The organism is Clostridioides sp. ZZV15-6388 (assembly GCF_020657755.1).
In the GTDB taxonomy this organism is placed as follows: Bacteria; Bacillota; Clostridia; order Peptostreptococcales; family Peptostreptococcaceae; genus Clostridioides.
Map to the genome: position 1 here is coordinate 1 of NZ_JAGWCU010000022.1, position 12,729 is coordinate 12,729.

A 12,729-nucleotide genomic window follows, 5' to 3' on the forward strand; every position below is an offset into this window, starting at 1 on the left:
AAAAAAATAGGTTTTGTCAGTTAAATGTCAGTCAGTTATTTTATAATAACTTATTTTAAATATCGCTAAAACTGCACGTTTTAACACTTATTTATGTTTGTTTATACGTATTTATTATTCCTTATTAAAGTAATATCCTGCTCCTCTTATTGTTATGATTTTTTGAGGATTTTTGTAATCTTTCTCTATTTTCTTTCTCAGTCCATTTACTGCAACTACTACACTATAATTATCCTCTAGATAATCATTTAACCATACATGTTCATATATCTCTTTAGTAGTTAAGGTCTTTTCCGGATTCTCTATAAAATAGTTCAACAACTTATTTTCTGTTGGAGTTAATTTTATTATTTTATCTTCTAATTTTATTACTCCACTTGTTCTATTGTATTCTTCTAATCTTGTATTACTTTCATTGTTATTTATGTATGAATTTACTCTTCTTAAAATTGCTTTTACCTTTGCATATAGTATTTCTAAATTTAAAGGTTTAATTAAATAATCATCACCACCAGAATTTAAAGCATTTAAAATACTTTGGTCTTCATTTATATAAGTCATATAAACAATCGGGCACGTAGTTACATTTCTAATCTTTTTGCATAAAGTCCATCCATCACCATCAGTTAAGATTATTTCTAAAAATATCAAATCGTATTTATTGCTAAATATTTTTCCAATAGCTTCTTCACAGTTATACGCCAAATCTACATTTATTCCTTTTTGCTCCAAGAAATTTTTTAATTCCTGGCAATTATTCTTGTCTCCATCTATTATTAATATCTTAGTTTGCATTATAATCACTCCTAAATATCATTATTCTTTTATATTAAATAACCATTTATTATAAAAAACATAAACTTAATTTTATTGTAAAAACAGTTCCTTTTCCCAACTCTGAATCTACAAAAATCTCTCCATCATGTTCTCTTATAATGGATTTAACAATATATAATCCTAAACCTTGACCTTTTGAAGTACTATTGTCCCTTTCTGTAAAGAATCGGTCAAATATCTTTGGTATATTTTCTGCTGGTATCCCTTTGCCATTATCAGAAATTTTAATAATTGCAAATCCATCTTCTTTATTCACTGACAAAATTATTTTCCCATCAAATGGAGTAAAGCTTAAAGCATTGTAAATTAAATTTTCAAATGCTCTAGCCAATCTTTCTTTATTTACTTTTGCATATATTTTTTTATCTAATATATAAACTTCAAAATTTACACCACATGCTTGTGTATCTGGTAAATTATTTTCATATACCTCCCTAATAAAGTCATTTAGGCATATTTTTTCACTAAGGCCAATTTTTTTGTCTTGTGATGTAAATTCTTGTAAACTACGTACTCTATTTTGCACTTCATTTGATTTTTGGTTTATGGCATAAAGATAGGTTTTTGTCTCCTCATCTACATGAATATTCCCAATCTTTATTAAATCTATAAATGCCTGTATAGCTGAAACAGGTGCCTTTAAATCATGTGCTACGTCTGCCAAGAATTTTTTACGTTCATTTAATAGTGTTGTAAGTTCATTAGTTCTTACTTCAACTTCATGCTCAAGATTTTGTGTGAGTTTTTCATTTTCTTTTATTATTATTCTATTTCTATTTATCATCATAATAGAAAATAAAATAACTATTAAAAACCCACAGTATTCTGTTTGCCATCCTGTAAATATAGGTTCAAACCTATTACTAGTCACTACATCAAATAATATACTGACACCAAACACTATGTCTGCTGAAACTAAAATATAGGAGCTTAATTGCTCAGAGTATGTTTTTTTATAAATTGAAACTATTGAAGACATCAATATATAAATAAATACAACGTATTTATATATGTCTATTAATTTTCCATAGATATTAACAAAGTATATATCATATGGAAGAAGAATAACTGGTATCACAATGGATATGATACACATAGTAATTCCTAATGGTAAAATTAAAAATCTATATACTTTATTTCTCTCAATTTTGGATATGTTTCCATTTATACAAATAATACATAAAACTGCTATAAAATATGATGAATCTTCAACTGCATATGTAAAATTCACTAAAGGAAACCCCATTAAATGTATAAAAGGGTATGACACATGTATAGCAAAAAAAATACACATACATCCAAAGTATAAATATAGCTTGCTTTGTTTTGAAAGTGCCCAAACAGCTAGAGAAAATATAGCTATTGCAATAGTTGTAAAACAAATGATACTATAAAAAAGTAATCTATAAAATATCATATTACTTACATCTTTTGTTTTTCCTAATGCAGGTGGATAATACAAACCGCTATAATAATGTGAGAAATTGGACACATTGATTATAATTTCTGTATCTTTCTTTGCAACAAAACTTACTACTGTGTTTTTAATTTTAGGTCTATATCTTTCTGTACTTATATCTCCCAATTTAGAGACCATCTCACCATTTATCCAAACTTCACTTGAACAAAAAATTTCTGGAAGTTCTAGGCTTAGTACTTTGTCTTTACCTTCATTTTTTATCCTCATGCGATAAGTTGCATTTCCATATGGCGACTGTTTTTCTTTTCTCATAGAAAAATCTGGATATTGTCCTATAAAAATGTATTCTGGTTTTATGTGTTTCTCTATAAAATCTTTTGGCTTAAATATCTTATGGTTGTAAAATTCCCAATCATCTATTAAAAAAACAAGTTTATTTTTAGAAAAGGTATCCTCATCTATAGTTAAAATTCCATCACTCGCTCTAATAGACTTATATGTATATTTATTATCATATTTATACAGAAAATTTAATCCTGTTATTGCCAACAGAGAGACTATCAATACAATGAGAGTTCCTTTTAATACATTAGACTTTTTCATTGCATTAACCACATCTCTTTCTTTTGTAGTAATATTAAATGATAAAACAAGAATTATTTATTGCTTACATTATCTTACTTATGGTACAAACTTATATCCTTTTCCCCATACGGTTTGAATATATTGATGCTCTCTGCTTAAAGAATTAATTTTTTTCCTCATCTGTGCAATATGAACTTGTACAGTATGTTGGTCTCCAACATCAGGCATTTTCCAAACTTGATTATATATCTCTATTTTTGAAAATACTTGTTCTTTATTTTCAGCTAAAAATAATAGTATTTCAAACTCCATGGTGGTTAAGTCAATACTCTTTTCATCAAATGTTACTTTTCTTGAATTTACATTTATTACTAAAGATGAAAACTTTAATACATTAGGAACTGATGTAATGTTTTTATATTGCCTCATTCGAGCATAGATTCTAAGTTCAAGTTCTTTTAAGCTATACGGTTTTGTTATGTAATCGTCTCCTCCAGATAAAAAACCTTGAACTCTTTCCTCTTCATGTTCATAATTAGATAAAAATATTATAGGTATGTTAACCTTTTCTTTTATAGCATTACATATTTTATATCCATCTAAATCTGGTAATGCAATATCTAGTATTATACAGTCTAAAACTATATTGTCTACTATCTTCATTGCACTTTTGGCAGTCTCTGCTGTGTATACATTAAAACCTATGTTAGAAAAGTAAATTTGATTTATGTTTAAAATATCAACATCATCATCTACAACCAATAAGTTATACATTACACCACTCCATTCAAAAATATTTTAATCATAATCTAAAGTTACAAGTATTACAAATTATAATGTTTTACCTTTTATCTAACTAATATTATTATTTTATAATATCTTTACAAACTAGACTATAAAACTTAAGTATTTTTGAATAATTCTTGAACATTGTCTTAAATATTAAGCATTCATTATTAAATACTAATCAAAGTCTCCGATTGTTGGAAAAATGGAACTTAAAGTCATTATATATCATCAAGATAAGATATTTATAGAAACTTGTCCATTAGCCAGCTTGAGTATTGATTTATACGGTTTATATGGTTATAATATAAAATAAATTGTATTATTTTAGTAAATATATTGTTATAAAAAAATTATATTATGTATTTTAATTAATTATAAAGTTTTTATCATTTCATTATAATTGCATTATATTTTTTTAAAAATATCCCTTTTCCAACAAAGGGCTACTTTGGCTAAATATAGCCATTTATACATATAAGTAAAGTTATTAATACTTATCATTTTCAAATTTTATATCAATTATGTTAAATTTAAAACAAAAAAAGCTATGCAATATAAAATTATATTCATAGCCGGTTGCACCACTAACTCCATATACCTCTAGATGCCCAATAATAAGGTATACTTCTCAGTTTCTAAAATATTTTCATTAAACGTGTTTAAATTGTCCTGATAAATTTCCTTTCTATTCTAACATTGTAATATTATCTTGTCAATATTTACATATTTTTTAAATATAATGTACTAACTGTATATATTTTTTACTTAAAAATGTTTATATTTCTATCATCAATAATAGACAATACCCTGCAAGTTATAGTAGCATTTTTATAAGCTCACTTTGCAGGGTATCATATATTTTTTATGTTAAATTTTTATCTTAATGATTAACTTTATCTTATTGATTAACTTTAATGAATCCTTTTTCTGAGACAAGTGCTTGTCCTTCATCACTCAATATATAATCTATCAAAGCTTTACCTTTTTCTGATAAGTTATCTTCTTTATTAACTAATATAAATGGTCTTGATATTGGATATTTATTAGCTATTACATTAGCATCAGTTGCATCAACATCATTTACTTTTAAACTATTTACTTTCTCATCAACATATCCAAATGATATATATCCTATAGCATTTTTATTTCCTTCAACTGTAGTTTTTATATTTCCTGAACCATCACTTATTTGTGCATCTTTAGTTAATTCTTCTGACTTGAATCCTACAATTTCTTGAAATCCATCTCTAGTTCCTGAACCTTCTTCTCTTGATACTATTACTATTGGTGCATCATTTCCGTTAACTTCTTTCCAGTTAGTTATCTTTCCTGTGTATATACCTTTTATTTGGTCCATTGTAAGATTTTTTACTGGGTTGTCCTTATTAGTTATTAATGCTATCCCATCTATTGCTATCTTAGTTTCCTTTAATCCAGCACTTTTTTCTTCATCCTTTAAATCTCTTGAACTCATACCTATTTCAGATGTTCCTTCTATTGCATTTTTTATACCTCCAGAAGAACCAATTTGTTGTACTTCTACACTAACACCTTGATTTTTTTCCTGAAACTTCTCTCCGATAGTTTCCATAAGAGGACCTATTGAAGTTGAACCTGAAACAGAAACTTTACTTGAGTCTCCTGAACCTCCAGAGTCAGAACCACATCCCACTGCTAAGACTCCAACCAATATTGTACTAGCTAAAAGAACTCCTATTTTCTTTTTGAACATTTTACTTACCCCCGCTTATATTTTAATTTTTTTGTTTTCATATTTGCTATATTTTAATAATACATATTTTTTGTTAAGTGAATATTAGAGCGAGGTTAAGTAAATGTAAATATTGTTAAATGCATGTAAAGATTTAATTTTATATAGTATATTTAAAATTAGATTAATTTTTTTAAGTAATCTTCAATCAATACTAGTATAATACATCGTATAATATTCTCATATTTTTTTATCTAATCTATTAATTTATCATATTTTATAATTCTTTTTCTAGTTTATTAACTAAACTGGAAAACACATTTAAAGCTTCTTCTATAGATTGTTTCTTCGTCATGTCTACACCAGCAGATTTCAATTGTTCTAAAGGATACTCTGACCCTCCACTTTTTAAGAAGTTTATATATCTGTCTACAGCAGTGCTACCTTCTGAAAGTATCTGTTGACTTAACGCACTTGCAGCAGAAAATCCTGTAGCATACTTATACACATAGAAATTTGAATAAAAATGTGGAATTCTTGCCCACTCTATCCCTATTTGCTCATCTACTATTGCAGATTTTCCATAATACTTCTCATTTAATTTATAGTATATATCAGTAAATTCATCAGCAGTAAGAGGCTCTCCACTTTCTACTCTTTCATGTACAATTTTTTCAAATTCAGCAAACATAGTTTGTCTATGAACTGTAGTCCTAAATTGCTCTAAATAATAATTTAATAGATATATAGTTTCATCTTTAGACTTGGAATTTTCTAATAAATAATTTATAAGAAGTAATTCATTTAATGTAGATGCAACTTCTGCAACAAATATTTTATAATCTGAATATAAAAATGGCTGACTTGTTCTCGAATAATGGCTATGAACAGAGTGACCTAATTCATGAATTAATGTAAATAGAGAATTAAGGTCATTTTTATAACTCATTAGTATATAAGGATGCGAATCATAGCTTCCCCAAGAGTAAGCTCCTCCTTTTTTACCTTCATTATCATATACATCAATCCAACCTTCTTCAAATGCATTTTTTATAACTTTTAAGTATTCTTCGCCTAGAGGCTTAAGTGCTTCTAATATAATACTCTGCGCTTTCTCATAAGGTATATCCATATCAAATTTATCAGTTAGAGGAACATATAAGTCATACATGTGTATTTCATTTAATCCTAAGAACTTCTTTTTAAGTTCAACATACTTATTCAAAATAGGAAGACTTTCATCTATTGCTGATATAAGGTTATTATAAACATCTAAGCTTACATCATCTGAAAATAGAGATGCTTCTATTGCTGAATTATATTTTCTAGTTTTTGCATAAAATATCTCTGACTTTATTCCACCATAAAGTGTTGAAGCAAATGTGTTTTTATATTTTCCATAAGTAGAAAATTCTCCTTCAAAGGCTTCTTTCCTAACTCTTCCATTTTTACTTTTTATAAATAAAGAATAGTTTGAATGAGAAAGTTTAACCTTATTACCTTTTTCATCTTCTATCTCAGGAAATTCCATATCTGCATATGCTAACATATCATATACACTTTCTGGAACTGTTGATAATTCAGATGTAGCTGCAAGTATTTCCTCTTCTCTTTCACTCAAAGTATGAGGTTTATCTCTCAATATATCTTTTATATATTTGGTATAAAATGATAACTTCTCATCCTTTAAATATTCATTTAATCTGTCTTCTTCTATAGACAGTATTTCTGGAACTATATAAGAAGTAGCCACTCCTAAATCAGTTGATAGCATTTCTGTCTTAGTGGCTCTTCCTTGATTATCATTGATTCTAGTATCTTCATGTTGTTTCATGTGAGTATATACATATAGATTTTGGATGATTCTAGATGCATTTTCAGAGATACTTAATACTTTGTATAAATTTTCTTTACTCTCAGAAAGTTTACCTTTGTATTCTTTTACTTCTTGAATAAGATTTTTTACTTTACTTATGTCTTTTTCAATGTCTTCTTTAGTAGAGTACATCTTATCTATTTTCCATTTGTATTTTTCTTCTATTGTACTTCTATCAGTTCCCATATTATACACCTCTATTTTAATTCATTTTTATATTTTATTTGCTTTACAAAATATATTGTATATATTTTAGTCCAAATAATCTACATTTATTACTCCTTCTATCATATTTATTTCTTTCATAACATCATGTAAGTGTATTCTCTTATCATAAGATATAAAAAAGTTAACTTTCCAATATTCTTCGCTACGACATTCTATTTCCATATTCCTTACAATAAGTTGATTTTTTTCAAATTTATCATATAAAAAAGGTATTGAATCTAAATTATTTATTTTTAATATCAATACATTTTTTTCTTGGCTAAATAGAAACGTATTTAGTATCCTAAGCACAAATAATGCTATCATTACAAACAACCATCCCAAAATTGCTAGCTCATAATAACCATAACCAACTGCTATACCAATACATGCAGTTGCCCACATACCTGCGGCTGTAGTAAGCCCCTTCACTCCACCTTTGTTCTTTAGAATTGCTCCTGCACCTAAAAAACCAATTCCTGACAGTACTTGCGCAGGCATTCTTGCTGGGTCAGCATTTGTATATAAACTATAGTCAGACAATAACTGGATTGAAGTTATTGAAGTAATACAAGAACCTATTGCTATTAATATATGTGTTCTAAATCCTGCAAACTGCCTTATCTTTTCTCTCTCTAGCCCTATTATGCCTCCTATAACTAATGCTAATAATAATCTTATTGCTATCTCCTTAGTTCCTATATCGCCCATAATATAAAACCTCCCGACCCAATTATAATTTATATCATATAAATAACTTCCACATCACACATCATATCATACAGATAATTTCTATATCAGAGATAATATCTTATATCTTAATATTATTATTAAGATATGAGAAATAGTAATATCTGTTAATTTTTAATACAAAAAAACCCACAACTGTGGGCTATTTGCTTAAGTACATGTATTTATTTATTAATATATCTATTTTCTTACTTGATTCTACGAGCTCTTCTTGAAATATTTCTGGATATTCTATGTATGTATTTATCTCTTCCCTAACTGCTTCAATTTCATTTTTTAACGTTTCTAATTCATTGTTCGCCATAATAATCACCACTATTACAAATTTGTATATTTTTATATACATTTTATCAAACAATATTATATTTTGTCAATATTATGTCAATAAAACTTACTATAAAAATGCTTTAATTTGGGTACTGTATACCTAGATACTAATCCTACAAACATACCCGTTACTAATGATGCCATTAACATAAATGGCAAGTATCCTATAGCAAGTATATTTTCTATTATTAAACTTGCAACTATTAATTGACCTATATTATGCCCTATTGCCCCTAAAATACTTATTCCTATCATTGATAATCCCTTTATTTTACTTGCTAAATACATAAATAAAAGGCTCAAATAAGCTCCTCCTATGCTAAATAAAAGATAAGATAGAGGACCTGCAAATATTGATGACAAAATTACCCTGATAGTAACAATTATAACAGTATCTCTGACACCTAACAACATTAATGAAATTAAAGTTATAATATTACTCAAACCCAATTTTGCTCCTGGAAATATAACTATAAGAGGATTTGGTATATATGTCTCTAACACATATAAGGCTAGACTGTATCCTATCATAAGACCTAAAAATGTCATTTTTCTAGTTTTCATTAAGTTAACTCCTCCAAATTTTATATATCATATTACATTATAATACAAAATATATAAAAACACCTAATTTAGACTAAAATATTCTATAATATATTTAAAATAAATATCAGTAATTTGAACTTGTAATTCCCCCTATAATCCTTGACTTTTTGTATCATACTTGTTACAATTTTAATGATAATGAATTTCATTAGGAGGTGTTAATAATGACTGTTTACGATTTGAAAATAGGAGAAAAAGGACTTATTAATAATATAGATGGAGATATTAAATTATCTAAAAGATTACTTGCACTTGGATGTATAAATAGTACTGAAATAGAAGTTAAAAAGGTTGCCCCATTTGGAGACCCAATTATAATTAGATTTAGAGGATTTGACCTAGCTATTAGAAAATCTGATGCTAAAAATATTTCTTTACAATAATAGAGGAGGAGCTACCCGTGATTAATGTAGCATTATTAGGAAACCCGAATGTTGGTAAGACTACTGTTTTTAACCTGCTTACAGGCTCAAATCAGTATGTTGGTAACTGGCCTGGTGTTACTATTGAAAAAAAAGAAGGATTTATTGGGAAAGAAATAAAGGTTGTAGATTTACCTGGTATATATGCAATGGATACTTTCTCAAATGAAGAAAAGGTTTCTAAGTCATATTTAGAAAATGAAGATGTTGATGTAATAGTAAATGTAGTAGATGCTTCTAACTTATCGAGAAATCTCTACTTAACAACTCAACTTATGCAATTTAATAAACCTATAGTTATACTGCTTAACATGTTAGATATTGCAGAATCTAAAGGTGTTAATATAGATGATAAAAAATTAAGTGAAGAACTTGGAGTAATCGTTGTTCCAATCATCGCAAAAAAGAAAGATGGTGTAGAAAAAATAGAAGCAGAAATTAAAGATGCTACTAAAAAATCATTTAAATATCGAACAGACTTTGGAAGTGAAACAGAAACATATAAGAAGTTGGAATCTATCTTATCAAGATGTACAAAGACTACATATACACAAAAAAAATCTATCAGTGATAAAATAGACAATATAGTTTTAAATCCTATATTAGCCTATCCTATATTTATTGGTGTATTGTTTCTTTTATTTAAGTTCACCTTTGATTGGGTTGGAGGTCCACTTCAAGAAGGCTTTGCAGGCCTTATAGAGGCTTATATCTCTACACCTGTTAGTGATATGTTAGCTAACTCTAGTCCATGGTTTAAATCACTTATTGTTGATGGTATAATTGGAGGTGTTGGTGGTACTTTACCATTCTTCCCTTTAATATTTACATTATTCTTTGGTATATCTCTATTTGAAGATAGTGGATATATGTCAAGAACAGCATTTTTGATGGATAAGGTTATGAGAAAGGTTGGTCTATCTGGTAAAGCTTTTATACCTATAGTTATGGGTATGGGATGTTCTTCTCCTGCTATAATGGCAACTAGAACACTAGAAAGTGAAAAAGACAGAAGAGTTACAGCTCTTATTGCACCACTTATGACTTGTGGAGCAAAGCTACCTATATATGCATTATTTGTAGCTATATTTTTCCCACACAATGCTGCTTTAGTAACTACATCATTATACTTAGTTGGTATAGTTATGGCAATTGTGGTTGCACTATTTTTAAATAAAACAGCTTTTAAGACAGAAGCTGAACCATTTATATTAGAGTTACCAGAATATAGAATACCTACTATAGATGCACTTATTAAAAATACTTGGAATAAATCAAAAGGATTTTTAATAAGAGTTGTTACTGTAATGTTTGCAATGTCAGTTGTTATTTGGGGACTTTCTTCATTTAATGTATTTGGATTTACAGAAGATATAAATGTAAGCTTTTTAGCTACTATAGGGCATATTATATCTCCTATATTTAAACCTCTTGGTTTTGATGACTGGAGAACTTCAGTTGCTATCTTAAGTGGTCTTGGAGCAAAAGAAATCGTGGTAAACTCTTTGAATATACTATATGGTAATTTGACTGTTGTATTGCCAACAATATTTAATGGCGTTACTGCATATACATTCTTAATATTTACAGCTCTATATACTCCATGTATAGCTGCTCTTGCAACTATGAAAAAAGAATATGGCAATAAGATGATGTTTGCATCATTTGCATATCAATTTATATTAGCATGGATAATGGCTTTTATAGTTAAAAGCATTGGTGGAGTACTATTTATGGGAAATTCAATAATGGAAGCTTTAGTTGGTGGAATAATCATAGTTCTTGCATTTTTAATTTTGTTTAATAAATTTAAATCTACAAAAAATGGAAGTAGCTGTAGTGGATGTTCTGGTTGCTCTGGATGTCCAGGTTCTAATTCTTGCTCAATAGATGAAGATGATAACAAAAAAAGTAGTATACATTAATATATAGATATCTTATATTTAAAAGTAAATAAATTATGGTATTATCTTCTAAAGGATAGATTCATAAGAAAATTTTTTGGAATAATTAACGGTATAGCATAATTAAGTGCTATACCGTTTTTATTTTAAAGTTATAAAATTTATAAAAAAGCTGTATTCTTCTAGCTAATTTAGACTAACATTTTCATTTTCGTCTAGGCAAATTTCTATTGCTTCAAGCTAATGCGAAAAAACGCATATATCTAAAATCAATTATTTGCTCATATCTTTAGATTTATCTACACAAGCAACAATAGATTTTATAACTGCTGATCTAAATCCTTCTTCTTCTAACACTCTAACTGCTTCTATAGTAGTTCCTGCTGGAGAACAAACCATATCTTTTAATTCACCTGGATGTTTTCCAGTTTCAAGAACCATCTTAGCAGAGCCCATAACGGCTTGAGATGCAAATTTATAAGCTTGCTGTCTTGGCATACCAGCTAGTACTGCTGCGTCTGCAATAGCTTCTATAAACATAAATACATATGCAGGAGAAGAACCGCTAATACCTGTAACCGTATCCATTAAATATTCTGCTACTATTTCTGCTTCTCCAAATGATTCAAATAGAGCTTTAATCATATTCAATTCTTCAGCAGTTACATTTGCATTTTTACAAAGAGCTGACATACCTTCTCCAACAAGTGCTGGAGTATTTGGCATTACTCTTACTATCTTTTTATCTGAACCTATAATGCTTTCAAGAGTTTCTATAGTTTTTCCTGCTGCTATTGATACTATTATTTTACTTGCATCTATTAATTCTTTAAGTGGAGCTAAAGCTTTTTCACATATATTAGGCTTAAGTGCTACTATCACTACATCTGAATTTGCAACAGCTACCTTTGAATCAGTTGTAGTATTTATTCCAAATTGTTCTTTTACTTTATCTAAAGCAACTTGACTTAAGTCTGATACAGTTATATCTTCTGCTTTTACTAATCCTGATTTTACTATACCACCTATCATTGCACTTCCCATATTTCCTGAACCAATAAATCCTAAAGTTTTCATATCAAATCTCCTCTTTTTCTATTAGTTTTTATTTTAAAGTAGCTAAATTTACAATATTTTAACTGCTTAAAATTATCTTAGTTATTATAAAATATAATTTTATTATGATTATTATAAATTACTTCTTTATATAGTTTATTAAATATAAATTTAACGATTTTTTCATTAAACTCAACGAGCTAACTTCCCATCCAGAAAGTTAGCTCAGAATTAATCTA

General features: G+C 27.7%; 11 protein-coding genes and 1 riboswitch. Of the genes, 2 read left to right on the forward strand and 9 right to left on the reverse strand.

All coding sequences use genetic code 11. The annotated features are described in order from the left end of the window. Window positions 1–114: 114 nt before the first annotated feature. The 8 genes from KGF48_RS13300 to KGF48_RS13335 form a co-directional block, all read right to left on the reverse strand. Window positions 115–795, reverse strand: a complete 681-nt coding sequence (locus KGF48_RS13300; RefSeq protein WP_227433687.1) for a response regulator transcription factor — start codon at window positions 793–795, stop codon at window positions 115–117. Between the two features lie 49 nt (window positions 796–844). Continuing rightward, window positions 845–2,860, reverse strand: a complete 2,016-nt coding sequence (locus KGF48_RS13305) for a sensor histidine kinase (protein ID WP_227868134.1) — start codon at window positions 2,858–2,860, stop codon at window positions 845–847. 78 nt (window positions 2,861–2,938) lie between these two features. After that, window positions 2,939–3,616: a response regulator transcription factor gene (locus KGF48_RS13310; protein ID WP_227841187.1), complete on the reverse strand. Its 678-nt coding sequence runs from the start codon at window positions 3,614–3,616 to the stop codon at window positions 2,939–2,941. A 576-nt stretch (window positions 3,617–4,192) separates the two neighbouring features. After that, window positions 4,193–4,276: riboswitch (cyclic di-GMP riboswitch) on the reverse strand. Window positions 4,277–4,529: 253 nt separating this feature from the next. Further along, the gene (locus tag KGF48_RS13315; protein WP_227828306.1) at window positions 4,530–5,363 is read right to left on the reverse strand and encodes a phosphate ABC transporter substrate-binding protein; all 834 of its coding nucleotides are present in this window, start codon (window positions 5,361–5,363) and stop codon (window positions 4,530–4,532) included. Between the two features lie 256 nt (window positions 5,364–5,619). Then, window positions 5,620–7,404 (reverse strand): oligoendopeptidase F, encoded by a 1,785-nt coding sequence (pepF, locus tag KGF48_RS13320; RefSeq protein WP_227868135.1) that lies wholly within the window; start codon window positions 7,402–7,404, stop codon window positions 5,620–5,622. A 66-nt stretch (window positions 7,405–7,470) separates the two neighbouring features. Beyond that, entirely contained in the window at window positions 7,471–8,136 is a 666-nt protein-coding gene (locus KGF48_RS13325; RefSeq protein ID WP_227828304.1) for an MgtC/SapB family protein, read from the reverse strand. A 181-nt stretch (window positions 8,137–8,317) separates the two neighbouring features. Continuing rightward, complete coding sequence (locus tag KGF48_RS13330; protein ID WP_021386276.1) at window positions 8,318–8,479, reverse strand: aspartyl-phosphate phosphatase Spo0E family protein; 162 nt, start codon at window positions 8,477–8,479, stop codon at window positions 8,318–8,320. A gap of 77 nt (window positions 8,480–8,556) precedes the next feature. Next, the gene (locus KGF48_RS13335) at window positions 8,557–9,066 is read right to left on the reverse strand and encodes a Gx transporter family protein (protein WP_227828303.1); all 510 of its coding nucleotides are present in this window, start codon (window positions 9,064–9,066) and stop codon (window positions 8,557–8,559) included. A 206-nt stretch (window positions 9,067–9,272) separates the two neighbouring features. On the opposite strand from KGF48_RS13335, the gene KGF48_RS13340 reads away from it, so the two are divergent. Together KGF48_RS13340 and feoB are read left to right on the forward strand one after the other, a co-directional pair. Next, window positions 9,273–9,491 (forward strand): FeoA family protein, encoded by a 219-nt coding sequence (locus KGF48_RS13340; protein WP_227433680.1) that lies wholly within the window; start codon window positions 9,273–9,275, stop codon window positions 9,489–9,491. A gap of 17 nt (window positions 9,492–9,508) precedes the next feature. Continuing rightward, on the forward strand, window positions 9,509–11,455 hold the full coding sequence (gene feoB / locus KGF48_RS13345) for a ferrous iron transport protein B (RefSeq protein ID WP_227840308.1): 1,947 nt from the start codon (window positions 9,509–9,511) through the stop codon (window positions 11,453–11,455). Between the two features lie 252 nt (window positions 11,456–11,707). Here the strand turns inward: feoB and proC are convergent, their stop codons facing one another. Then, entirely contained in the window at window positions 11,708–12,511 is an 804-nt protein-coding gene (gene proC, locus KGF48_RS13350; RefSeq protein WP_227868136.1) for a pyrroline-5-carboxylate reductase, read from the reverse strand. Between the last annotated feature and the right edge of the window lie 218 nt (window positions 12,512–12,729).

Excerpts from the sequence above, each read along its gene's own strand:
- KGF48_RS13300 (WP_227433687.1), bottom strand. The coding sequence starts at position 795 with ATGCAAACTAAGATATTAATAATAGATGGAGACAAGAATAATTGCCAG.
- KGF48_RS13305 (WP_227868134.1), bottom strand. The coding sequence starts at position 2,860 with ATGAAAAAGTCTAATGTATTAAAAGGAACTCTCATTGTATTGATAGTC.
- KGF48_RS13310 (WP_227841187.1), bottom strand. The coding sequence starts at position 3,616 with ATGTATAACTTATTGGTTGTAGATGATGATGTTGATATTTTAAACATA.
- KGF48_RS13315 (WP_227828306.1), bottom strand. The coding sequence starts at position 5,363 with ATGTTCAAAAAGAAAATAGGAGTTCTTTTAGCTAGTACAATATTGGTT.
- pepF (WP_227868135.1), bottom strand. The coding sequence starts at position 7,404 with ATGGGAACTGATAGAAGTACAATAGAAGAAAAATACAAATGGAAAATA.
- KGF48_RS13325 (WP_227828304.1), bottom strand. The coding sequence starts at position 8,136 with ATGGGCGATATAGGAACTAAGGAGATAGCAATAAGATTATTATTAGCA.
- KGF48_RS13330 (WP_021386276.1), bottom strand. The coding sequence starts at position 8,479 with ATGGCGAACAATGAATTAGAAACGTTAAAAAATGAAATTGAAGCAGTT.
- KGF48_RS13335 (WP_227828303.1), bottom strand. The coding sequence starts at position 9,066 with ATGAAAACTAGAAAAATGACATTTTTAGGTCTTATGATAGGATACAGT.
- KGF48_RS13340 (WP_227433680.1), top strand. The coding sequence starts at position 9,273 with ATGACTGTTTACGATTTGAAAATAGGAGAAAAAGGACTTATTAATAAT.
- proC (WP_227868136.1), bottom strand. The coding sequence starts at position 12,511 with ATGAAAACTTTAGGATTTATTGGTTCAGGAAATATGGGAAGTGCAATG.